Origin of the sequence: Acinetobacter sp. 102 (assembly GCF_037028485.1) — a bacterium.
Classification (GTDB): Bacteria; Pseudomonadota; Gammaproteobacteria; order Pseudomonadales; family Moraxellaceae; genus Acinetobacter; species Acinetobacter higginsii.
Genome location: NZ_JAZEZK010000014.1, coordinates 97,434 through 121,553, shown reverse-complemented (window position 1 = coordinate 121,553; position 24,120 = coordinate 97,434). Strand labels below are relative to the sequence as shown.

The 24,120-nt window shown below is 41.2% G+C and carries 25 protein-coding genes; 7 read left to right on the top strand and 18 right to left on the bottom strand.

The genetic code is table 11. From position 1 onward, the window contains the following. Window positions 1-75: 75 nt before the first annotated feature. The 5 genes from WA352_RS14875 to ribF all read right to left on the bottom strand — a co-directional run bounded on the left by WA352_RS14875 (window position 76) and on the right by ribF (window position 5,638). Entirely contained in the window at window positions 76-618 is a 543-nt protein-coding gene (locus WA352_RS14875) for an NADPH-dependent FMN reductase (protein WP_336143037.1), read from the bottom strand. A 105-nt stretch (window positions 619-723) separates the two neighbouring features. Then, window positions 724-1,206: an FKBP-type peptidyl-prolyl cis-trans isomerase gene (locus WA352_RS14870; RefSeq protein WP_005320012.1), complete on the bottom strand. Its 483-nt coding sequence runs from the start codon at window positions 1,204-1,206 to the stop codon at window positions 724-726. A 1-nt stretch (window position 1,207) separates the two neighbouring features. Further along, window positions 1,208-1,750 (bottom strand): signal peptidase II, encoded by a 543-nt coding sequence (gene lspA / locus WA352_RS14865; protein ID WP_005186355.1) that lies wholly within the window; start codon window positions 1,748-1,750, stop codon window positions 1,208-1,210. Further along, window positions 1,743-4,580 (bottom strand): isoleucine--tRNA ligase, encoded by a 2,838-nt coding sequence (ileS, locus tag WA352_RS14860; RefSeq protein WP_336143032.1) that lies wholly within the window; start codon window positions 4,578-4,580, stop codon window positions 1,743-1,745. Before ileS ends, lspA begins: the two co-directional genes overlap by 8 nt. 56 nt (window positions 4,581-4,636) lie before the next feature. Beyond that, window positions 4,637-5,638, bottom strand: a complete 1,002-nt coding sequence (gene ribF, locus WA352_RS14855) for a riboflavin biosynthesis protein RibF (protein WP_005320006.1) — start codon at window positions 5,636-5,638, stop codon at window positions 4,637-4,639. 207 nt (window positions 5,639-5,845) lie between these two features. Between ribF and WA352_RS14850 the strand changes: the two genes are divergently transcribed. From WA352_RS14850 to WA352_RS14830, 5 genes are all read left to right on the top strand, one after another. Next, complete coding sequence (locus WA352_RS14850; RefSeq protein WP_005320003.1) at window positions 5,846-6,976, top strand: TDT family transporter; 1,131 nt, start codon at window positions 5,846-5,848, stop codon at window positions 6,974-6,976. A 64-nt stretch (window positions 6,977-7,040) separates the two neighbouring features. After that, complete coding sequence (locus tag WA352_RS14845; RefSeq protein ID WP_005319999.1) at window positions 7,041-7,607, top strand: phosphorylase family protein; 567 nt, start codon at window positions 7,041-7,043, stop codon at window positions 7,605-7,607. 290 nt (window positions 7,608-7,897) lie between these two features. Beyond that, a complete protein-coding gene (locus WA352_RS14840) occupies window positions 7,898-8,902 on the top strand; it encodes an HNH endonuclease (RefSeq protein WP_225761835.1) in 1,005 nt (334 codons plus the stop codon). Between the two features lie 31 nt (window positions 8,903-8,933). Next, complete coding sequence (locus WA352_RS14835; RefSeq protein ID WP_005319991.1) at window positions 8,934-9,350, top strand: J domain-containing protein; 417 nt, start codon at window positions 8,934-8,936, stop codon at window positions 9,348-9,350. Further along, window positions 9,340-10,029, top strand: coding sequence for a hypothetical protein (locus WA352_RS14830; protein ID WP_005319988.1), 690 nt, complete (start codon window positions 9,340-9,342; stop codon window positions 10,027-10,029). Before WA352_RS14835 ends, WA352_RS14830 begins: the two co-directional genes overlap by 11 nt. A 274-nt stretch (window positions 10,030-10,303) precedes the next feature. Here the strand turns inward: WA352_RS14830 and WA352_RS14825 are convergent, their stop codons facing one another. The 11 genes from WA352_RS14825 to ubiG all read right to left on the bottom strand — a co-directional run bounded on the left by WA352_RS14825 (window position 10,304) and on the right by ubiG (window position 20,509). Then, complete coding sequence (locus tag WA352_RS14825; RefSeq protein WP_004801743.1) at window positions 10,304-10,915, bottom strand: TetR/AcrR family transcriptional regulator; 612 nt, start codon at window positions 10,913-10,915, stop codon at window positions 10,304-10,306. Window positions 10,916-11,158: 243 nt separating this feature from the next. Next, window positions 11,159-11,959: an ABC transporter ATP-binding protein gene (locus WA352_RS14820; RefSeq protein ID WP_005319985.1), complete on the bottom strand. Its 801-nt coding sequence runs from the start codon at window positions 11,957-11,959 to the stop codon at window positions 11,159-11,161. 13 nt (window positions 11,960-11,972) lie between these two features. Next, entirely contained in the window at window positions 11,973-12,776 is an 804-nt protein-coding gene (ssuC, locus tag WA352_RS14815; protein WP_005319982.1) for an aliphatic sulfonate ABC transporter permease SsuC, read from the bottom strand. Next, window positions 12,773-13,948, bottom strand: a complete 1,176-nt coding sequence (ssuD, locus tag WA352_RS14810; RefSeq protein ID WP_005319979.1) for an FMNH2-dependent alkanesulfonate monooxygenase — start codon at window positions 13,946-13,948, stop codon at window positions 12,773-12,775. The genes ssuC and ssuD overlap by 4 nt, the downstream gene beginning before the upstream one ends. 32 nt (window positions 13,949-13,980) lie before the next feature. After that, window positions 13,981-14,967 carry an aliphatic sulfonate ABC transporter substrate-binding protein gene (locus tag WA352_RS14805; protein WP_005319977.1) on the bottom strand — a complete coding sequence of 329 codons (987 nt, stop codon included), beginning with the start codon at window positions 14,965-14,967 and terminating at the stop codon, window positions 13,981-13,983. A gap of 12 nt (window positions 14,968-14,979) precedes the next feature. After that, a complete protein-coding gene (locus WA352_RS14800) occupies window positions 14,980-15,972 on the bottom strand; it encodes a sulfonate ABC transporter substrate-binding protein (RefSeq protein WP_005319973.1) in 993 nt (330 codons plus the stop codon). Window positions 15,973-16,290: 318 nt separating this feature from the next. After that, window positions 16,291-17,643, bottom strand: coding sequence for an amino-acid N-acetyltransferase (gene argA / locus WA352_RS14795; protein WP_005319970.1), 1,353 nt, complete (start codon window positions 17,641-17,643; stop codon window positions 16,291-16,293). Between the two features lie 112 nt (window positions 17,644-17,755). Then, window positions 17,756-18,139: an RcnB family protein gene (locus WA352_RS14790; protein ID WP_004801755.1), complete on the bottom strand. Its 384-nt coding sequence runs from the start codon at window positions 18,137-18,139 to the stop codon at window positions 17,756-17,758. Between the two features lie 181 nt (window positions 18,140-18,320). After that, window positions 18,321-19,067, bottom strand: a complete 747-nt coding sequence (locus WA352_RS14785; protein ID WP_004656765.1) for a YciK family oxidoreductase — start codon at window positions 19,065-19,067, stop codon at window positions 18,321-18,323. Between the two features lie 30 nt (window positions 19,068-19,097). Beyond that, window positions 19,098-19,796 carry an HAD family hydrolase gene (locus WA352_RS14780; RefSeq protein ID WP_005319967.1) on the bottom strand — a complete coding sequence of 233 codons (699 nt, stop codon included), beginning with the start codon at window positions 19,794-19,796 and terminating at the stop codon, window positions 19,098-19,100. After that, window positions 19,793-20,509 carry a bifunctional 2-polyprenyl-6-hydroxyphenol methylase/3-demethylubiquinol 3-O-methyltransferase UbiG gene (gene ubiG, locus WA352_RS14775; protein ID WP_005319964.1) on the bottom strand — a complete coding sequence of 239 codons (717 nt, stop codon included), beginning with the start codon at window positions 20,507-20,509 and terminating at the stop codon, window positions 19,793-19,795. The genes WA352_RS14780 and ubiG overlap by 4 nt, the downstream gene beginning before the upstream one ends. Before the next feature lie 178 nt (window positions 20,510-20,687). On the opposite strand from ubiG, the gene WA352_RS14770 reads away from it, so the two are divergent. After that, on the top strand, window positions 20,688-21,308 hold the full coding sequence (locus tag WA352_RS14770) for a thiol:disulfide interchange protein DsbA/DsbL (RefSeq protein ID WP_004801760.1): 621 nt from the start codon (window positions 20,688-20,690) through the stop codon (window positions 21,306-21,308). Window positions 21,309-21,359: 51 nt separating this feature from the next. Here the strand turns inward: WA352_RS14770 and WA352_RS14765 are convergent, their stop codons facing one another. After that, window positions 21,360-21,995: a TetR/AcrR family transcriptional regulator gene (locus tag WA352_RS14765; RefSeq protein WP_004801761.1), complete on the bottom strand. Its 636-nt coding sequence runs from the start codon at window positions 21,993-21,995 to the stop codon at window positions 21,360-21,362. Window positions 21,996-22,102: 107 nt separating this feature from the next. Beyond that, complete coding sequence (locus tag WA352_RS14760; RefSeq protein WP_004801762.1) at window positions 22,103-22,753, bottom strand: TetR family transcriptional regulator; 651 nt, start codon at window positions 22,751-22,753, stop codon at window positions 22,103-22,105. 312 nt (window positions 22,754-23,065) lie between these two features. Here WA352_RS14760 and WA352_RS14755 point away from each other — a divergent pair, with 312 nt between their 5' ends. Further along, window positions 23,066-24,091: a flavin reductase family protein gene (locus WA352_RS14755; RefSeq protein WP_336143022.1), complete on the top strand. Its 1,026-nt coding sequence runs from the start codon at window positions 23,066-23,068 to the stop codon at window positions 24,089-24,091. The last annotated feature ends 29 nt before the right edge of the window (window positions 24,092-24,120 follow it).

Sequence of the window (24,120 nt, the reverse complement as noted above, 5' to 3'; positions counted from 1 at the left end):
CTTCATATAATAGCGATCAAGCCAGAAATGGAACAGACGTAAATCGACCTAATCAACGTACGCTTAGGCTTACAACTAAGCGATATGATATTTTTGTAATTTGGCAACGAGAGCCGCTAATCCTTTCACTTCAAATTCATTGGCTTCAAAGTTCTCGTCTTTATTACGTTTAAATATGTCGCAAATTTCAATCACCGCATTGGGGTCAACTAGACCTAAGCTTGAGGTTACTTGGCGAATTTGACTGATTGAACGTGAGCCATTGGTTGAACCATAGCCGATAAAGGCTGCAGGTTTGCCTTGCCATTCTTTACCTACATAATCCAAGGCATTCTTCAGTGCTGGACTATAGCCATGGTTATATTCAGGACTAATGAAGATAAAGGCCTGTGCCTGCGCAATTTTATCCGCCCATTGCTGTTGTTTCGGCTGATCATAGATGCCTGTCGCAGGTGGATGAGAACCTGCAAAGAGCGGTAAGTCCCATTCCTTAAGATCAACAACTTCGGTTTGAATATCTTTTAATGCGAGTTCAGTTGTCGCTTGTTGTACCCAATTTGCGACTTTGATCGCTGTACGACCTTCCCGAACACTTCCAACAATAATATAAATCAGCATGTTTAAATTCCTGTGTTATTGCTTTGATTTTAAAAATGAATGCCTTTAAATGATCTTATACTTTTTTTAGGCGATAAAAAAAGCTCTCATTTGAGAGCTTTTTTGTTACATCAATTTGATGCCTTGCTGGCCTGCTGGGGTGACTTTGAAGATTTCCACTTCAAAAGTAATATTTTTTCCTGCCAGTGGATGATTAAAATCGATTTCTGTGGTGTCATCATTGACCGATTTTACAACGCCAAACAGCGTTGCTTTGGCCTTGTCTTCAAACTCAATCATATGACCAACGATTGGGCGTTGTTCAAATTTAACCGTATCAAAGATTTGGATATTTTCTGCATTCCAAGGTCCAAAAGCATCTTCAGGCGGTAAATGTACAGTACGACGGTCGCCTGCACGTAAACCAAATAAAGCCTTTTCAAACCCAGGTAACAGATTACCATCGCCAATCACAAGACTGACAGGCTCTTCACGACCACGGGTATTGTCGATTTCAACACCATTTTCAACCGATACAGAAAAATGTAAGTCAACTTTTGAGCCATCTTGAATACGGATTTCTTCGTTTGGTTGGATAATTTCGTTCATCTTATGCATCCGCATTTTGGTTGCGTTTCTTCTCTAAGAAGAAAGTATCGATCAGCAGCAAAATCGTGCCTAGGGTAATTGAGCTATCTGCAAGATTGAAGGCTGGAAAATGGCTGTTTTGATAATAAACATGAATAAAGTCGACCACATAGCCTAAGCTGACACGGTCAATCAGATTGCCAATTGCTCCACCAAGAATCAATGCAATTGCCATCGGTAATACAATCATTTTCTTAGGCATACGCATCAGCCAGAAAACAAAAATTACCGAAACAAAACCTGCTAATGAGGTAAAGAAGTAGCGTTGCCAGCCACCTGCATCAGACAAAAAGCTGAATGCTGCGCCATAATTATGCAGCAGTGTCCAATTTAAAAAAGGCAGGACGGGAACAGGGTCCGCATAGTTTAAATGCGAACTTGCAATCCATTTGGTCCATTGATCCAACACAATGGCAAGGACTGAAAGTCCAAGCCATAGTACGTTGTGCGGGTAAAATTGGAATAAGCCTTTTTTTGTTGGGCTTGTTTGCACAGAATTATGCATATTTTCTCACTTCGCCACTGCCAGTGACATTGATAATACAACGAGCGCATAAACCAGCATGACCAACGTGTGTATTTACATCTGGCAATACATGCCAGCAACGTACACACTTTTCACCATCTGCCGCTGAAACTTGGACACGCAGACCTTCGAGGTCTGTGCTTTCGCCTTGTTCAGCATAAGGGTGAACGATGACTTGAGAGGTAATCAAGACAAAACGTAATTCATCAGCCAATTGGTTTAACAATGTTTGTAATGCTTCATCTGCCCAAAGTTCAACTTTAGCAGATAGGTTACTACCGATGAGTTTAGCGTTACGTGCTGCTTCAATCTGTTTATTTACTGCTGATTTTACGCTAATCAATGTTTGCCAATCTGCTTCAGACAGTAAGTTTGCTGTTGATGCAGTTGGGATGTCATACCATTCTGCGGTAAATACATATTTTCCAGTTTGTTCTGGAATCAATGGCCAAGCTTCTTGTGCGGTAAAGCTGAGGATAGGTGACATCCAGCGAACAAAAGCTTGCACGATATGATATAGCGCTGTTTGCGCAGAATGACGTGCCTGTGAATCTGCTTTGGTGGTGTACTGACGATCTTTGATGATGTCGAGGTAGAAACCACCTAAGTCATTAATACAGAAGCTTGTTAGTGCATTGGTTACAATGTGGAAATTCATCTCTTCATAGGCTTGCTGAATGGTTTTTTGAACCTCAGCAGCACGTTGTAAGATGTATTGATCCAATGCAATCAACTGGTCGACAGGTAACGCATCTGTTGATGGTTTGAAGCCATTCAAGTTTGCTAACAAGAAACGTAAGGTATTACGAATACGACGATAACCATCTGACGCACGGCTAAAGATTTCTTTACCAGCTGTCATTTCGTAACGATAGTCAGCAGATGCGATCCAGAAACGTAAGCCATCAGCGCCCATATCTTTGATAATGTCTTGTGGGGTAATGATGTTGCCTAATGATTTAGACATCTTACGACCTTTCTCATCAACCACGAAACCGTGGGTGAGTAGACCTTTATATGGCGCACGTTCATTGATCGCGATCGAGGTTAACAACGACGATTGGAACCAGCCACGGTGTTGGTCTGAACCTTCAAGATATAAGTCTGCTGGATCTTGAAGATCATCACGTTCACGAAGCACAGCGTAGTGTGTAGTCCCAGAGTCAAACCAAACGTCTAGGGTATCGCGTACCGCATTATATTGTTCTGCATCAGCACCGATGAACTCACTCGCTTCACGGTTATACCAACCATCGATACCTTCTTGTTCGATCAGTTTAGCTACTTCTTCGATCAATTCGGGCGTACGTGGGTGCAATGCATTGGTATCTTTGTGCACGAAAAATGGGATTGGCACACCCCAAGTACGTTGACGCGAGATACACCAATCTGGACGACCTTCAATCATCGACTGAATACGGCTTTGACCCCAATCAGGCACAAATTCGATGTCATTTTCAATCGCATTCAATGCATTTTGACGCAGACCATTGGCATCCATGCTGATAAACCATTGTGGTGTCGCACGGAAGATAATCGGTGTTTTATGACGCCAGCAGTGCGGATAGCTGTGTTTAATTGGCTGATGTGCCCATAGACGACCAACTGCACCCAATGCCTCAATAATTTGAGGATTGGCTTTATAGATGTGTTCACCTGCAAAAATTGGCGATGTTGGTAAATAAACACCATTACCACCCACTGGGTTTTCAACTTTTAATTGATACAACAAACCGACTTTGTAATCGTCTACACCATGGCCAGGTGCGGTATGTACTGCACCTGTACCGCTAGTTGCAATCACGTGCTCGCCTAAAATTACAGGTACTTGACGATCTGCCAACAGCGGATGTTGCAAAAGAAGGTTCTCAATTGCAGCACCTTTGAAATCAGCGAGTACCACTGGGTTTTCCAGTTTGTAGCGTTCGATCGCAGATTCAACCAGATCTTTGGCCAAAATAAAGTTTTGCGTGCCACGGTCAGTGGTCACTTGAACCAACTGATAGTCGATATCAGCGTGTAGCGCGACCGCTTGGTTGGCAGGTAAGGTCCACGGTGTGGTGGTCCAAATCACGATATCCGTGGCATCTTGAACATCAACATTCAAGCGTGCGCTGAGCTCTTTAAGATCAACAACCGTAAAGCCAACATCAATCGCATCTGATTTTTTATCTTCGTATTCAACTTCGGCTTCAGCCAATGACGAACCACAGTCCATACACCAGTTCACAGGTTTTAAACCTGGTTCGATATGACCTGCTTTGGCAATCGCACCCAAGGCACGCACGATGTCAGCTTCTTGCTTGAAGTTCATGGTGAGGTATGGATTGTCCCAATCACCAAACACGCCCATACGCACAAAGTCTTTCTTCTGTAGTTCGACTTGCGTATACGCATATTCACGGCAAGCCTTACGGAAAGTTGAGGCATCAACTTTAACGCCCACTTTACCGACTTTTTCTTCGACTTTAAGCTCAATTGGTAGGCCGTGACAGTCCCAACCCGGCACATACGGTGCATCGAAGCCATCTAAAACGCGGCTTTTAATGATGATGTCTTTTAAGACTTTATTGACTGCATGACCTAAATGGATTTGACCATTGGCATATGGAGGGCCGTCATGCAGTACATATTTTTTCTTGCCAATACGCGCTTCACGAATCTGCTGATAAATGTTGTCGGCATACCACTCTTCTAACCATTTGGCTTCACGCACAGCCAAATTTGCTTTCATGGCAAATTCAGTATCTGGCAAATTGAGTGTGGCTTTATAATCCACTGCATTTTCAGGATTTTGCTTATCGCTCATGCAAGTTTTCTTCCAGTTTGATCAGTTTGTAAACTGACATGTATTACGTTTTAAATTTAAAAAGGAAATTCTGGTGTGCTGCTACGATAGTCTCGTAACTTTTGCACATCATCATCAATTCCAGCTTTGAGGGCTTCAAGCGAAGGGTAATTCAGTTCACCATGCAAATAGTGAAGAAAGGTTACCCGCATCAATAAGCCATACAGATTAGCAGAAACATCAGGGAAATGTACCTCTAATCGCCATTCTGGCTGGTCTTGTTTGATGGCTGGGCGTGTCCCCACATGACCTGCACCAAACAAACTGTCAGCTTGATAGCCTGCAATCCCGTTGAGGGCAGGATCTGAATGTTTTACTTTTGCGTTCAATGATGCATTCTCACAGACCACATCCACCGCATAAATTCCGTTTAAACAGGGTTTGTGACGGTTTAAACGAACATTAATCGTTGGAAAATCAAGGGTACGGCCAATCTGATCGCCATATTGTACTCGGCCTGTGATGCTATAAGGACGGCCCAATAGTTTTGCCGCTAGTGCCAGATCACCCTGTTGAAGGACCTGACGAATACGAGTTGAACTGACACGTTCATCATTTAAAGCCACAGTATTTAAATTGGTGACATCAAAACCGTAGTCACGTAAGAATTCGCTGTTGCCTTGGCGGTCTTTACCAAAATGGAAGTCATCGCCCAACACTAGGCTTTGTGCATTGAGTTTTAATTTGAGTAGGTCGGCAAATTCAGTGGCATTTAAACTTCTAAAATATTGATCAAATTTCGCAACTGCAATGTAGTCCACACCGAGCTCAGTTAAATATTCTACTTTTTCTCTGAGTGAGCTGATTCGTGGCGGTGCATCATAACCTTTAAAAAATTCAAGCGGTTGTGGCTCAAAAATCATCACCAATGTTTTTAAGCCTTGCGCTTCAGCCAACGTTTTGAGTTGAGCAATCATCGCTTGATGGCCGAGATGGACACCATCAAAATTGCCAATCGTTACCGCAGTTGGGGGTAACTGAAAATCTGGCGATAATGCGTTGAGACGAAGCAACTTCATGGGCGTTAAATACAGTGATTTTTGCAAAGGCTATATATTGCCATATTCTCAGCGTTTCGTCTTGTTGTTGTGTTTTTACACAGGGAATTTTCAATATTTAGAAGCTTTATATCAATTAAATTGATTCATTAAATAAAAATAAATCAATTTTTCTTATTTAATGATTGACCTAAAATAGCTGCATAGTCGCTTGATATTGAGAAAGAGATGAAAAAGCCGTTTTATCAGCTAGAACAGAGCACCGATGTGATTCGCCATTTTACCCCGAACTGGTTTACTGCAACCATGGGAACAGGTGTGGTGGCGATGATTTTAGCACAGCTGCCTTTCGCTTCATCTGTCTTATTTATGCTTGCGACCAAATTATGGCAATTTAATATTTTGTTATTTAGCACCTTTAGCGTGCTGTATATCTTACGCTGGATTTTATTTCCAACTGAAGCCAAGCAGATTTTTACTCACCCCAACATGAGCTTATTCCTTGGTGCGATTCCGATGGGCTTAGCGACGATTGCCAATGGTTTTCTCAGTTTTGGTATCCATTTATATGGCGATATTGCCGTTCAGATTGCCACTTACCTTTGGTATATCGATGTGGTTCTTGCGGTAGTGATTGCGTGGGTGGTGCCATTTTGTATGTTTAGTTGCCAAGATCATCAATTACAACGGATGACTGCGGTATGGTTACTCCCGATCGTGGCCTGTGAAGTCGCTGCCAGCTCTGCGGGGCTGCTATTACAACATTTAGCTGCCGATCAACATGCATTAACCATCTTGATCACAGGCTATGTGTTGTGGGGTATTTCTGTACTACCTGCTTTTGCGATCTTAACCATTTTGATGTTACGTTTAGCTTTACACCAGTTACCTGAAAAAGAGGTCGCGATTTCTAGCTGGTTATGTTTAGGGCCGATTGGTACAGGTGCGTTGGCGTTATTATTATTGGGTGAACAAGCACCACGTATTATGCAGGCGATGGGCTTTGAAGGCTTAGCGACATTACTTCCAGCCTTGGGTATTGTGGCAAGTTTGGTGCTATTAGGTTTTGGTTTATGGTGGTTTGGGATTGCGATTTTGACCACACTACGTCATATGCGCACTGGCATTCCATTTAACTTGGGTTGGTGGGGACTGACTTTCCCATTCGGTGTCTTTATCTTGGCGATCTTCAACTTGGCGCATCAGTTACATATCGACTTCTTACAGTACGTGGCTGTGGTTTTAAGTCTGTTGTTGGTTGGCCTATGGGCATTGGTGATGAAGAAAACACTGGCAGGGGCGTATAGCGGTCAGTTATTTTTCTCTCCCTGTTTAGTCGCCTTACAGCAGAAGATGTAATAATATCGAGGTGTGCCGAAGCACACCTTTTTGTGTCTCTATTTTGATTTGAATGAGTCTTTTTATGAATGCTGATGTTGCTCTGATTATGGCTTTGCCGAATGAATCTAAAGGCTTGTTTGAGCAAGCAGGGATTGACGTTCATTACAGTGGCATCGGCAAAATTAATGCAGCATTCAAGGCATTTGAAGTGATTCAAAAGACGGGATGCAAAACGCTAATCAATTTAGGCAGTGCAGGCAGTTCACACTTTGATGCACATAGTCTGGTTGAGGTGATCACTTTCGTACAACGTGATATGGATGTGTCTCCTTTAGGTTTCGCAGTTGGGGTCACTCCGATGGATGATGAAATTCCTGCGGAGATCCATACTCAGCCTCATTTTGAGATTTTACCCAAAGGGATCTGCGGCACAGGTGATTCTTTTGAAACAGGGATTCCAAAGGTTAGTTGTAACCTCGTCGATATGGAAGCCTATGCTTTGGCCAAAGTGTGTCAAAAGCTAGGAGTACGTTTGATTTCAGTCAAATATATTACAGATGGTGCCAATGATACTGCGCATCTGGACTGGGAAGAAAATCTGTTGCTGGGTGCACAAAAATTATTGGCGCTGTATCAAGCACATTTTTAAATGCAAAGGTCTAATGTAGTAGTATGTACTGGTAAACTTTACACACTACTAAGCTATTGAAATTAAAAAAATATTATTTTATTAATTCGCATAACCCCCATTATGTTAAATAGACTCAGAAGTTCTTCAACTAGCTGAAAAATATTTACTTAATTTTTAAAATAATATAATTTACTATTATTTAAAAAATCAAGATGATATAGGTTATTAAAGCTATGAATTATAAAAATTTTCTACAATCCACATATCATATAAGAGAATTTAGTTTTAATAAGGAAAATCATTTTTTGATGAGCATTCAAAAAGCAAAAAAAGCTAATAAGAAATATTTGAAAAATTTAGAAGGTTATAAAGGTATTTTTGCTTTAACTGATTTTATTCATTTGACAGATTTTGGCTATGTACATCCGTTGGATACAAATAAAAAATTAACATGTATTTTTTGCTTAAAATCTGTAGATGATACTAGTTTTAGTCAGAAAGCTCATGTTATTCCTGAGTTTTTAGGAAATAAATATTTACTTCATTATGAAGAATGTGATGAATGTAATTCTTATTTTAGCTCTAGCATAGAAGATGCTTTGGATAAATTTACAACTATTTATAGGGTTTTTAATCGAACAAAAAATAAAAAAAATAAACTTATAAATTATCGGTCAATTAATCAAAAAAGTTTTGGAAAATTTAATCTTGATGATACTAGATTTGAATTTTTAGGATATGAATCTGATTTTTTGATTGATTTTGAAAAAAAAACGATGGTTATGCAATTTGATATTCCTAAGCATAGACCATCAAATATATATAAAGCTTTCATGAAAATAGTTTATGGATTGTTACCTAAAAATGAATTACAAAATTTTTCATTATTAAGAAGCTGGATAAATGATCGCGATCAAACATTAACCTATATCTCTCCTTTAACTGTTTATAAATCAAATTTACCATTTTTTAATCATAAACCATTGAATATTATTATTATCAAAAAAGATACTAAAAGCATTGATGAAGTTCTAAAAACTCAGCAATATGAAGAAGATATGGAGTATATGGGATTAATCAGTTTTGGAAATGTTGTTTTTGAATTTCCAATTTTCTCGGATAATATGATCCAAAAAGTTCAAAAAATTAAGAATTTTAAATTTAATATTAAATTTATGCCAAAGCCATTTTTTACGGGAAACCCTGAAGCTCTTGATTTAAGTAGTTCGGAATATAAGATTGATAGATTAAAAATGAACTTTTCATTTGATAGTTTGATTGAAGAAGATATCGACGTTGATAAGTCAACTTAAAATAAGGTTCAATCTAAATTAGATAATTTGTATGAAGTATGGAGAATGTGAATTGGAGTCAATTGAAGAATTTAAGCAAAGTTTCAAAACTAAAGGTGGGTTTAAATCAGCTGTAAGTTTTGTAAAAAAACTGATTGGGGTAGAAAATGACTCTTTTAGAAGCTGGATTGGACTTTTTAATCTTTACCAAAAAAACTTAATTTCAGATGATTTCTTTATTTCAGAAGAGGCAAAATTAATTTTTGCATTAACCCAATTAGATGGAGAAAAAAGAGCAGAGATTTTAGGAATAAAGAAAGAAATGTACTCTTCATTGAGGGAATCAAAACAATGGTATAGGCAACTTGCTTCTAAACTGCATTCAGATAGATGTAATCATATGTTAGCAGATGAAGCCATTTCCGAGTTAAATAATATATATGAACGGATGAAGAAAAATGGGCAATAGTAGATTACCTATAATTCTCGAAGATCTATCTGAAGAATATGAAAAGCCAACTCGTCGGAATAAGCTAGTTGATGATAAGAAATATAATGAAGTTGATGGTGCCATAAAGAATGGAGTAAAACTAGGCTCTAATGGAGTGGCATATGTGGATGTTAATGAAGCTCCAAAAATTCTTCAAGAAAATGCTGGAGATGCTCAATATATAATAGATACTTTTATTCCCGACAGTAAAAAAAGAAATGTTGGCGGCAAGGATTTAGTACATAGCGCATCATTAGTGGGTTTACTAGATGAAAGAGCACAAGAGTCTCGAAGTGCAAGTAAGCAAGCTTTGCAACAGTATGCTCGTGATTCATTGATAAGTGCTTCAGATTCGAATCAGGCTCAGGCTTTGAGAAGAAATTTAGATGATTTTAGTAATAAAGAACAAAAAAAACTAAGGACATTACGTGATTCTACAGTCGATGAAGTAACAGGAGATCCTCTATCAAAAGGGTATGCTTTTCATCATAAAAACCAGAAGTCTTTGCATACTGACCCAGAAATGAGTTTAGATCCTGACGCTGGTATATTAGTAAATTCCTCAACACATACAAAAATTCATCAGAATAAACTTAGAGATGAAAGAGCTCTTGATGAATATAAAAAAGAGATTGGTTGTGACTCTGATGATACGTAAGATTATTTAAAATTAACATAATACGCCTTATGCGAAAAGCTTGAGCTTTTCCTATTTGCATCAATATCTTAGCCTAAACCGTTTTAGGGTTCGGCGAACTAGAACGGCTTTTTCTTCACTTTTCACGTTCTACGTATGTTTCTTAATTAATGTTCCACATTTTTGATTAGTTCAGTTGAATAATCACCTTAACCATTTGGCAAGAAAAAAGCGACTCACATAGTCGCTTTTTAGTGTAAGTCAATCGCTAAAATTAAGGCTTTTAGAAGAAAATTTAACGTGGCAACACGCCATACAACATCACATGAATGGTATGTTCGATGGTCCGTTGATACATGCTACGGTTGCGTAAGGTTTTACCTGTGACCATTTCTATTTGCGTCGAAAAATCAGCATAGTTTTGAGTGATCGCCCATATGTTGAGAATCAATAATTCTGGATCGACCTCTGCCGACAATTTGCCTTGTTCTTGCCAAGTTTGAATCACCTTGGTTTTACGCTTAAATAGCTTTTTCAAAGGCCCTTTTAAGATTGGCAAAATATGCGGCGCACCTTGAATAATCTCAAGAGCAAATAAACGTGACGCTTTCGGTTGATCACGCGAGCTTTCAATTTTTTGAATCAAATAGTGAGTGAGTGCTTCAGTTGGCTCAAGCTCAGACTCTAAGGTTTGTAAGGGTGCAAGCCACTTTTGCAACACAGTGGTGAGCACTTCGACATAAAGCGACTCTTTATTTTCATAGTAGTAGAAAATATTCGATTTATGCATATTTGCGAGCTGTGCAATCTCATCGAGGCTGGCACCACTAAACCCATAGACGGAAAAAACATCTAGGGCAGCATTCAGCAGTTGATTGCGCTTTTGTGTACTTTTCTTCTGTTCCATCTGCGAGCTTGATTCAAAAAATGTCATTGACATTGTAAGATAAATTGTCGGATTTGTGCACAATTGCGAAAATTTTTTATCGAAAAAAATATACTTTTTAGGCCAATGCAAACGATGTATTTGATAATTATTGAAATCTAAAAAAATGCATACATATTTTGTAAATAATTTTTTTCTGATCAGGAGAAAAGAGCACTCGGTTTTTATTATTTTGGTCACATTTTAGTGCAAATTAATGCAGTTTTAGGTAGCTAAAACCGCATCGAGGACTTGTTGCTCGAGTTGAGCGAATGCAATACTTTTTTTGCGTGGTCGTGGTAGATTGACCTGAAAACTATGGGCGATATGCCCTTGATCCAAAAGAATAATCCGATCGGCAAGTTGTACCGCTTCACTAACATCATGCGTAACCAAGATGGCGGTAAAACCTTGTTCTTTCCAAAGGCGCTCAATCAGGTTCTGCATTTCCAACCGCGTCAGTGCATCTAATGCGCCGAGTGGTTCATCTAACAGCAAAATACGGGGTGTATGGGAAAGCGCGCGCGCAAGCGCAGCGCGTTGTCGTTGCCCACCTGATAACTGAGTTGGCCATTGCGTCGCCTTGTCTTTTAGCCCGACTTTTTCTAGCAATGCTTCTGCAAGCTGATGCTGATTTTTAGGCAACCCCAATTGTACATTTTGTATAATGCTTTTCCATGGTAACAGGCGTGGATCTTGGAACATGACACGAATATCGTGGTTGGTAATGCCTTCACGGAAATTGCGAGCGGATTGGAACTTGATTTCGCCATAACTGGCCTTTTCGAGTTGGGCAATCAAACGCAGCAGGGTGCTTTTACCACAGCCACTACGACCAACGATGGCAACAAACTCACCTGCTTGAATGTTCAGGTCAAGGTCTTCAAGAACTTTGACCTCGCCATAAAATTTATATAGCTGCTCAATCAGAATATGAGCACCATTGTCTGGTGAGGTTATGGTTTCTGGTTCAGTAACGGGTTGAATCAGGTTGTTATCGTAGAAGTTTAAATTTAAGTTACTCATCGTTATGTCCTTATTATTTTTGATAACCTGCATGCCAGCGTAGTAGATAACGTTCTAACACTTGAGCCAATACATCTGCTAATTTTCCGAGCAGGGCATACAGTAAAATACCCACCAAGACGATATCTGTTTGCAAAAATTCTCTTGCATTCATAGTCATATAGCCAATTCCCGCTTGTGCAGAGATGGTTTCTGCCACAATTAACAGTACCCAAACCAGACCTAAAGAGAAACGTAGCCCAACTAAAATCGAGGGCATCGCACCAGGTAAAATAATGTCTTTATAAAGTTGCCAACGATTGAGTCCGTAACTTTTTCCCATTTCGATCAGTTGAGGGTCAACCGAGCGGATACCGTGATAAGTGTTGATGTACATTGGGAAAAATACGCCGACGGCCACTAAAAATAGTTTGGCAGTTTCATCAATCCCAAACCATAAAATCACCAGTGGTATCAGTGCTAGCGCAGGGATATTACGGATCATTTGCAGGGTAGTATCGAGTAAGGTTGAGGCAATACGAGATGAACCATTCAATAGCCCCAAAACCAACCCTAAGCCACCGCCAACCAATAAGCCGAGTAAGGCACGACCAGCACTCACTTTGACATGTTGCCAAAGTTCACCACTGATCAGTAGGTGCCAGAAGGCACTCACGACAGCAGTTGGGGCAGGTAAGACCCGACTTTGCAATAGACCTGAACTAGAAGCTGCTTGCCAAATTAAAATCAATAAAATCGGAAACAGCCAAGGCAGGAGACCTTTGCCTATTTTTTGTGTTCCACGTGAAACATCATTCAAAAAAGGTTTGGCACTCATGCGTCCTCCTTGATCAAGGTTTTTGCTTCCTTGGTCTCAGGGACATAGTTATTGGCAATGATTTCTCCGAAAGGCCCCGTTAAATGCGGTTGCGCCAGTTTTTCACGGGTTTTGAGTGGCAGTAAAGGGAACACCAGTTCGGCAAAACGAATTGACTCTTCCAAATGTGGGTAACCTGAGAAAATAAAGGTATCAATACCCAAGTCTGCATATTCTTGAATTCGTGCAGCAACGGTTTCTGGGTCACCCACTAGAGCGGTTCCCGCGCCACCACGGACTAAGCCGATGCCCGCCCATAGGTTCGGTGATACTTCAAGTTGATCTTTACGACCACCATGTAATGCAGCCATACGTTGCTGGCCCACTGAATCCATTTGTGCAAATTTTTTCTGTGCTGCGGCAATCGTTGCATCATCTAGGTATTGAATCAGTTCATCTGCAGCGGCCCAAGCCTGTTCATTGGTCTCACGCACAATCACGTGTAAGCGAATGCCATAATTCAGGGTACGGCCTTTGGCTGCGGCTTTGGCACGTAAATGCTCAATCTTTTCTTTTACGGCAGCAGGAGGTTCACCCCAAGTCAAATAGGTATCGACCTGTTCCGCTGCCAACTCGGTTGCAGCTTCTGATGAGCCACCGAACCAAAGCGGTGGATAAGGTTTTTGTACGGGTGGATAGAGTAGTTTGGCATCATCCACACTGAGACGCTCGCCGTGAAAGCTAAACGGTTCACCCGTATGTGAGCGAGTGAGAATTTCGCGCCAGATTTTGACATATTCAGAAGCAGTTTGATAACGGGTACTGTGATCTTCATAGAGTCCATCACCTTTGAGTTCCTGTTCATCACCACCTGTGACAAGGTTGAGCAGAATACGGCCATTGGAGAGGCGATCAAAAGTTGCTGCCATGCGTGCAGCAAGTGCTGGTGTAGTCAACCCAGGACGAAGTGCGACTAAAAACTTAAGCTGGGTGGTTGCATCAATTAAACTGGCTGCCGTAATCCAAGGATCTTCACAAGAGCGTCCTGTTGGAATGAGTACGCCTGCATAACCCAGATTATCCACGGCAACTGCAATCTGTTTCATATAAGCATGATCGACCTGACGAGCACCCTTGCTGGTGCCTAAATAACGACTGTCACCATGAGTGGGGATAAACCAGAAAATATTCATGTCGATGTTCCTTATGAAAATGAAATCAATGTTTATTGGGCAGACCAGACACTGTGCTGAATATCAATTTGCACAGGAATGAGTTGCTCTTGTTTAAATAAATCGGCGATTTGCTGCTGACTCTTTATGACCTCAGCTGTGAGGATGTGTACAGGTGATGGTTTTGGTCGTTTGTCTAAAACACGTTGTGCCACAGGAAGGCTCAGCCCCGTACTTTGTGCGTAAATCTGTAGTGCCTGATCTTGATGCTGCACAATCCACTGATCCGCGATGTTGATGCTCTTAATCAGCTTTGGCGCAGAATCAGGATGCTTTTGAATAAAATCAGGATTACCAATATAAAAAGAATAAGTGGTTGGAAAAGCAGAGCCATCGACCAAGGTTTTGGTATGGCCTTGCAGTTCTGCTGTACCTAAGTAAGGTTCCCAAATTGCCCACGCATCAACGGCCTGTTTGTCAAAAGCTGCGCGTGCATCGGCAGGAGGTAACCAGATCGGTTGAATGTCTTGCCAAGATAGACCTGCTTTCTGCAAGGTTTTTGCCAAAAGTTCGTGCGCACTGGAGCCTTTTTGAACCGCGACACGTTTGCCTTTTAAGGCTTGAAGGGTGCTGATTTTATCGTTGGCATGTACCAAGATAGCTTGGCCTGTTGGTGCGACCACTTCATAAGCCACATAGCTCAATGGTTTAGCTGCGGCTTGCGCAAAGATGGGTGGGGTATTGCCGACATAACCAAAATCGACTGCACCAACCGCAAGTGCTTCAAGCATTTGTGGACCTGCTGGAAATTCTCGCCATTCAATTTTGGCATTCGGAAATTCTTGCTCAAATAGCTTTTGTTGTTTGGCAACTAACAAATTGAGGGAGGATTTCTGAAAACCAATGGATAGGGTTTTGACAGCCGTATTTTCAGCTGCTGAAGTTGTCTTCTCCGTACTCTGCTCTGGTTTCTGGCAACCACTCAGTGAAAATGTAGAGATTAGCAACCCCAAAACAGAAACTTTAGATAGCAACTTCATAGTGATCCTCAATTATTTAACGTCGTTTTTTAATACGGCATCTTGGATCACAAGCTGCTTCGGAATCAGTTTTTGTGCAAAGAAGGCATCAGCCACATATTGCTGTTCTTTGGCGACTTTGTCAGAGATCGGTTGAACCCCGAAGCCCATGCGTGAAATTGAGCTTTTTAAGACATCAAATTCAAGCCCCGTTGGTTTTTCCAGTAATTTGGCTGCATCATCTGGATGGGTTTGCACCCAGTCTGTGGTCTGGTTCAGTGTATTCACCAGCGTTTTCAGTGCTTCAGGATGGCTTTCGGCAAATTGACGATCAGCCAGATAAAATTGGTGATTGCTGACCAGATGCTCGCCTGTAGTGATGACACGCGCATGAATCTGATGTTCTGCTGCGGCAAAGAATGGGTCCCAGATCACCCAAGCATCGACTGCACCTTTTTCAAACGCCGCACGGGCATCGGAGGGTGGTAGGTAGACGGCTTGAATATCATTGAGACTGAGGTTATTGGCTTCCAAGAGTTTGAGTAAGAGGTAATGAACATTTGAGCCTTTATTCAGCGCAACGCGTTTACCTTTCAGATCTTGGATCGATTGAATTGGCGAATCTTTTTGTACAATTAACGCTTCTGCTGTTGGTGCCGGTGGTTGGTTGGCGACATACACCAAGTTTGGATTGGCTGCTTGAGCAAAGATTGGTGGTGCTTCGCCTGCCTCACCAAAGACCACACTGCCGACATTTAAACCTTCTAACAGTTGTGGGCCTGCAGGGAATTCAACCCATTTAACATTGACACCTTGAGCAGCAAGTTTTTTTTCTAATTCACCTTTTGCTTTGAGAATCGGCAGGATGCCATACTTTTGAAAGCCGATATTTAATGTTGTGGTTTCTTGTTTTGTTGTCTCTTGCTGCTCTGGTTTTTTTGCACAACCTGCAACACTCATCAGGCTGGCAAGACTTGCTGCGATGATGCTATATGTTGCCCATGAACGATGGATTGAAATGGTCATGTTGGTTGTGCTCCCCGACAAATCAAAAGATTTAAATAAGATGAGCAACTAAACTAAAACTTTTTTTATTGCATAAAAAATAAGTAATCGGGCTTTGCTTATGCTGAAAAGTGCAAAATAGAAAATTGCATAATCTTATCTGCGGATTGAATAAGTGTCGAATGCTTTAATTTAACCAAGATATTGTTTTAATTGCATTATTTTTTATTTTATCGGTTGGTGAATTTATTCTTCATACTCACTTAAGCAGAGATAATGATGAAGCGGAGATATCTTTATCAAAAATAAAAATATCTCCTTCAGTCTACGTTGCGATGACTACAATGCTTTTTTAAAGACGAGAGAATTACGTTGATAGTTATACAGTGCTTGGCGCGCATTAGGTAAATCATCTACGCTGGCAGGACTAAAGCCTTGCTCTAGGAACCAGTGAGCGGTTCTAGTGGTCAGTACAAATAGTCGCTGAATCCCTTGCTGTTTGGCTCTGCTTTCCAAGAATTGCAAAATTTGGCTACCACGATTGGATTTTCGATAGCTTGAATCCACTGCGACGCAGGCAATTTCAGCAGAACGAATTTCATCTGTTCCCGCCGGAATTGGATACAGTGCTGCACAAGCCAAAATCATACCGTCGCGTTCAATCACTGCAAAATGTTCAATTTCACTTTCAAGACGTTCGCGAGAGCGATACACCAGAATGCCTTCCTGTTCCAGCGGACGTAGCAGATTAATCAAGCCACCGACATCGTGAATATTGGCAATCCGCACTTCTTCATAGTGCGCATCGGTGATCAAGGTACCAATACCATCGCGAGTAAATAGTTCTTCAATCAGTGCGCCGTCATAAGCATATGAAATCAAATGTACGCGATGTACGCCAGATAAAGAGGCTTGCTGCGCTTGTTTGAGGTGTAAGGCAAATTCTGGGTATTGTTGTTGGTTTTGTTGAATATAGGGTTCTAGCTGGCGCGGACTTAATTCACGTAATAACTGTTGCTGTTCATTCATCAAGCCTTGTTTTTCGCCTAAGAAGATCAGTTTATCTGCTTTTAAGGCTGTCGCTGTTTTGGTGGCGACGTCTTCAGCCAGTAAATTAAATACTTCACCTGTGGTTGAATAACCTGTTGGTCCAAGCAAAACAATATTGTGATTGTCTAAATGACGTTGAATGGCATCGGTATCAATTGAACGGACTTCACCTGTCAGTTGGAAGTCGATGCCATCGCGAATCCCATACGGTTTGGCGGTGACAAAATTGCCAGAAACGACATCAATGCGAGCACCATACATTGGTGAATTTGCCAAACCCATGGAGAGGAGGGCTTCAATTTCGAGACGAATGGAACCTACCGCATTCATGACTCCACGTAAGGATTCGCGTGTGGTAATGCGACGACTTTGATGGAAGGGGGTCTCGATATTGCGTTCGAGTAGATTTTGATTAATTTGCGGACGTGCGCCGTAAACCAAAATTAAACGAATCCCCAAAGAATGTAATAGGGCAATATCGTGGATAATATGTTGGAAATTTTCGTGTTGGACTGCTTCACCAGAGAACATTAAAACGAAAGTTTTATCACGGTGGGCATTGATATAAGGTGCGGAGTGGCGAAACCAATGCACATAATCTTTTGTTGTACTATGTGAATTTTCAGTCATTTGCTTCGCCATGTTGATCTCAGATATGCAGCACTTGCTCTGATTCTAACGAAAAAAATCAAAAGATAAATCTATTCCTAAAGCATCTATTCAACTTTAATTCTGACGAACCATGAAAAAGGGCTTAGAAGCCCATGATTCGGATAATACTGTTGTCATCTGAGTTGACTAAAATGTAGTCATTGTTGATTTTATACCACTGTTCGTTACGACCTGGGCGAGGCAGATTGCTGTCCTTATAGTCGACTTTATAGCCGTTACCACGATAATGTTGTGGCATGACGTAGCCTTCCTGCCAACGATGTTGTTTTAGGCGCTCTACACCACGTTCTTCACGCATACGACGTTCGCGTTGACGATTTTCACCATCTGGACGATCAAAGCCACGACCATTTTGCCAGCCGCCACCACGCGAATCATCATCGCGATCATGTGGACCTGCAAAAGTCCCCAGACTACTGAACAGGGTTGTCGAACCTAAAACCAAGATAATGAAAAATTTTTTCATGATGCACCTTATGGACTTCGGATGTCTCTCATGTGAACTACTGTACGTTAAAAATGCAGAGAAACTGTGAAGATCGATTCATTATTCCTTTAAAACAATGAAGATTTTTCACACATTTCTCTGAAAAAAGCAGTTTTAACGCCAGTGTCCAATGTTATTTAGAATTATTGTAAGGATGAAATTAAGCTTGAGCGTCAATACTTTGGCCATTCATATCTAAACTGTCATCGCCCATGAGGTACAGATAGGCGGGCATAATGCTATCTGGAGTCGGGAGCACTTTTGGATCTTCCTCTGGATAGGCTTTGGCACGCATGGCGGTACGGGTCCCGCCTGGATTGATGCAGTTAAAACGAATGTTCGGATAGGTGTTCTCTGCGGCAAAGATTTTGCTCATGGCCTCAGTTGCAACTTTAGACACTGAATAAGCACCCCAAAGCGCACGTGCTTCACGGCCGACGCTTGAACTGGTAAACACCACTGAGGCATGTTCAGATTTCTCTAGTAAAGGCAACAAGGCTTGAGTGAGGGCAAACGGTGCACGTAAATTTACTGCGAGTACATCATCCCAAACATCGACAGGATAATGTGCCAGTTCAACCCGATCACCCAACATGCCTGCGTTATGCAAGATACCATCCAAACGACCAAACTGTTGCTCTAGCGTACTGACGAGCAGCTCGTAATCATGTGTTGATGCAGTCGACAGTTGTAGCGGCAAAATTGCAGGTTGTGGTGCGCCTAAGCCTTCAATTTCATCATAAATAACTTCAAGTTTATTTAAGGTGCGGCCATGTAATACAACGGTTGCACCATGCAGGGCATAACTCATCGCAGCAGCACGACCAATCCCATCACCAGCGCCTGTGATCAGGATAATACGATCTTTCAATAAATCTGGACGAGGTTGATATTCTGAGTATTTCATTGTTATGCCTCCTATTCTTATCTTAAAAATTTAATTCATCATACCCTGATTTTCTGACAACACCGTGATTTTCTGTTTGATCAGCTGATGCAGTTCAGGAATGGTTTGAATAATGGCATCGGCTTGCCAAGCGGCAAGATCATCGCGTGATTCGACCGGCAAATAGCCATAAGCTGCCAAGATGGTGTACATGTCGGCATGACGACCTGCGTCAATATCGCGTGGATGATCACCGATATAGATAATCTCTTTTGCATCAAGCTCGAGTTGCTTTGCAGCCAAATACATCGGTTCTGGATCAGGCTTGGTTTTGCTGACATCTTCTGGGCAAACCAAGACTGCACAACGTTCAGTCAGATCCAATTTTGCCAATAGAGACTCACTTAGACCACGAGGTTTGTTGGTGACAATGCCCCACGGAATTTGATGTGCTTCCAGTTCTTCAAGTAATGGGTACATGCCGACAAACAGGTCGGTATCGACCACAATATTGTCACCATATACATCTAAAAAGCGTTGGCGATGTGCTAGAAATACAGGGTCTGTGACCTCTAATTCAGGATAAACCAACTTCACCATGGCACGCGCACCTTCCGATACTTGAGTACGAATGGTATCCGCATCAACTACTGGGCGTTGTTCATCACGACACATTTGTTGAATGATACGAATGAAGTCTGCGGCAGTGTCAATTAATGTGCCATCTAGATCAAATAAAACCGCTTTCATTCAGCACCTGTATTGGTGGTATGCACCATGTAATTCACGTCAACATTTGGTGCTAACCAATAGTGTTTGGTAATTGGGTTGTAGTGCAAGCCTGTCATTTCTTTCAGCGTTAAACCTGCATTGCGAATATCATGCGCCATTTCTGAAGGACGGATGAATTTATGATAATCATGCGTGCCTTTAGGCAATAAACGCAGCACATATTCCGCGCCAATAATCGCAAATAAATACGATTTAGGATTACGGTTAATGGTCGAGAAGAACACATGACCGCCTGGTTTCACCAAGGTTTGGCAGGCTTTCACGATTGAGGCTGGATCAGGCACGTGTTCCATCATTTCCATACAGGTCACCACATCGTATTGACCTGCTTGCTCGAGTGCCAATTGTTCAACGGGGATTTGACGATATTCGATGTTTTGTACATTGTCTTGTTGTGCATGCAAACGACCTACAGCAAGGGGTGCTTCGCCCATATCGATGCCAAGGACATCTGCTCCGCGACGTGCCATGCTTTCAGCCAAGATGCCACCACCACAGCCAACATCCAGTACTTTTTTGCCAGTCAAGCCACCGACACGCTCATCCACCCAGTTTAAACGTAAAGGATTGATTTGATGCAGTGGGCGGAATTCAGAATGTTGATCCCACCATTTGGCAGCCAATGCTTCAAATTTTGCGATTTCTTGTGGGTCAACATTCAATTGCGACATGGTGTCACCTCTATATTAGGATGATTATTTAGGTTTAATCTGTTGGTAGTGTAGCGATTCTGGCAAAAAAAGCGATAAATCCAATAAAAAACTTCACAGAAGCAAAACGAATTGCTCGTGTTTGTTTTATATTTAGCATATAAACTTACGAAAAATGCTTAGAGGAAAAGCAAAGCCAATGAAAAAGTTAGTATTAGGTGGTTTAAGTGCAGTTGCGTTGGCATTCTCAATGAATGCGATGGCAGCAGATTTTGTAGCCGGTAAAGACTATACCGTGATTGCCAACCCAGGCAAAACTTCAGCACCTGCTGGACAACTCGAAGTACGTGAGTTCTTCTGGTATGGCTGCCCGCACTGCTTCAAGCTTGAACCACATATGCAAACATGGTTAAAGCAAATTCCAAAAGACGTTTATTTCTTACGTACCCCTGCGGCGATGAATAAAGTCTGGGAACAAGGTGCTCGTGGTTATTACGTTTCAGAAGCACTGGGTGTACGCAAGAAAACCCATATTCCATTGTTCCATGCGATTCATGATGGCGGTCAGCAAATCTTTGACCAAGCCTCTCAAGCAAAATTCTTTGCGCGTTATGGTGTACCTGAGCAGAAATTTAACAGCATGTTTAATTCTTTCCCAATTACCGCAAAAATTGCTGAGTCGAATAAATTGGCACAGCAGTACCAGTTGACAGGTGTTCCTGCTGTGGTCGTGAATGGTAAATATGTGGTTCAGGGCGAAGACGGGAAAGTGACTCAAGTGGTTGATTATTTGCTAGAAAAAGAGCGTAAAGCAAAATAACTTACGCCCATCTGCAATAAAAAGGACTGTAGTGACAGTCCTTTTTATCATTTAATTTTGGTCAATCTGTAAATCTTTTAAATCAATCTGGACTTTCTGTGTCGGTAGAGACAAAGCCTGATTCACATAAAGATTAATCAACTTCTCACGCGAACCAATCGAGCGTTGGTAATAGCTTGAGTTTAATAATAATGCTGCGCCGTAGGTCAAAGACCAGATATAAGACAGGTAATCACGAATCGACATATCGTAATTCTGTGATTTTAAATATTTTTCAGTCATATCTTTCAATGAAACAATACGCTGCTGACGAATCGCATACAGCTCATCAAACAAATGTTTTAACTTCGATTCGGTCATGGTCAAATGTTCTTCTAGCTGATGCAGCAGAATGGTACGACTAGGTGAAGTTAAGTGATAAAGCATATAACGTGGTGCGTATTCTTTGACATCGGTATTGTATTTATCTGAAATTTTTAAAATTTCTTTTTCATTTTGAATAATCAGTTCCAGCAACAGTTCATTCTTGCTACGGAAATGTTTGTATAGCGTACCTTTAGCAATATCCAGTTCCGCAACCAGTTCATCTAAGGTCATTTCTTGGTTGTTTTCTAATAATAGCTTTTCCGCAACCTGCAAAATTTTTTCTTTACGAATTAAGAACTGAGTATGACGATCAGGATTCATGATGCTTATAAGCTCCTCATAGTGTTCTGGACTGCGTTTGCATTAGTGTCTAATGCATCATAACGCTAAGCAATGCTTTTATATATCAAACTTTGGTTTGGATCAGGTCAAGCGTTTTGTGGTTCCCAGTTAGAAATGCCACTGAAGAGTAAACGGACTTGAGTCGCTGCATTGTCGATAAATAAGTTTTGTTGTTCGAGTAGATGATCAATCGTGAATTGTTTGGGTAAATTGATCCACGTCATTGCCCATGTAAACGACATATTAATCAAAATCGTAGATAAGACTTGCAAGTCTTTGGCTTCTTTAATGTGTTTGAAGGTTTCGAGTTTGCATAGATCTATGGCGAGGTCTTCAATCAGAAACTCAATTTCACGTGCGATCGCAATGCGGACTGTTTCTGAGCCACCCCAACGTTCTGCAATCATAAACTGCCATTGTTGCGGGCTATGATTCACGGCCTGTACAAAAAGTTCAATACTGGTACGGGTTTTGGCACTGCCGCTGTGTTTCAAATAACTTTGCCCTAATTGATGGATCAAGCTTTTTAGATGTAAAGAGACTTGATCAACCAGTTCTTGGCCCAGTGTGTCCATATCTTGGAAATGACGATAAAACGCTGTTGGGACTAAACCAACCTCGCGAGCAACTTCACGCAAACTAATACTACTAAATGAGCGCCCAGCAGTGCTGAGATGAAGTGCTGCATCTAGTAGAGCCTGCCGACTCTGTTGTTTTCGTTCATCTCTAATCGACATGAATAAGACTCGTTGAAACCGTACAGCAGAGTCTAGCAAAAAAAACAGAAACTTTTTAGTCCTTGTCCATTGCTAAATGCCAATGTTTTTGATCTTTCACTGATCAACGCTTGCTAGATATGAGTTCAAAGCCTGCATAATTTTTTTATTTTTTCCTTGTTTTAAATGGCTTATTAAAAAGTATAAAAAATATTCAAAAAATTAGTGAACAAGTGTTGACTCAGTGAACACAAATAAATATAGTGTACACATGTTCACTACACGAACATTTGTTCACTCAAAATAAATAGCCAGATACAAAACGAGGAACGTATGAACGCAGAGTTAAGTTATCAGCCACATTGGATTCGAGAAGATTTTGTTGATTTTATTTTGCAAAAAATAAAGCCAACCTTTGCTTGGAAACGCATTCTTGCAGAAGTGACCGCCGTACAGCCACTCAGCTCGGATATCGTGTTATTGACGATAAAGCCAAATCATAATTTTGATTTTAGCCAAGTCCAAGCAGGTCATAGTGTTTTGATTACCTTGATGATCAATGGGGTATATCAACAACGTAGTTATTCAATTATTGATGTCACGCCACAGGGCGAAATTCGCCTTGGGATTAAAGTCCAAGGTGTAGTATCGAAAGCAGCACAACAATTGTGTGTAGGCGATCGTTTCGAGATCTCACAAGCACAAGGTGACTTCGTCTTACATCAAGGTCAGCAAGCTGCATTACTGATTGCTTCAGGTTCAGGGATTACTGCGATTTATTCTTTATTGCAACAAGCGCTACAACAGCAGCTTGAACAGATTCATGTGGTTTATTTTAACCGTGCAGAAGTGTTGCATCAGGACATTTTGGCTTTGGCTGAGCAATATCCACAGTTGCACTATCATTTCTTTAATACCGCAGAGCAAAAACAGCATTTAGATGCAGCATTGTTAGAGAAATTAGTCCCAAATTTTAAAGAGATGCAGGCTTATGCGTGTGGTCACCACAGCATGATGCGCCAAGCACAAGACATTTATACACAACAGGATGCAACTGGAAATTTTCATCAAGAGTTTTTCCAACCGATCCAGATTGAGCATTCAAGTGCAGCTCAACCGATTAGTTTTCGTCGTGCGCAACAGAATTTTATTGCAACGACCAATCTATTAAGTAGTGCAGAACAAGCAGGTTTACGTCCACAACATGGTTGCCGTATGGGTGTCTGTAACCGCTGTAGCTGTACCAAAGTCAGTGGTGTGACGCAGAACGTGATCACAGGCGAAATTGATGATCAACCGAATCGTCCAATCAAGTTATGTGTGAGCCAGGCCTTAAGCCCAGTCACGATTGACCTATAAAAACAAAGATATTTGAGGATTAGTACAAT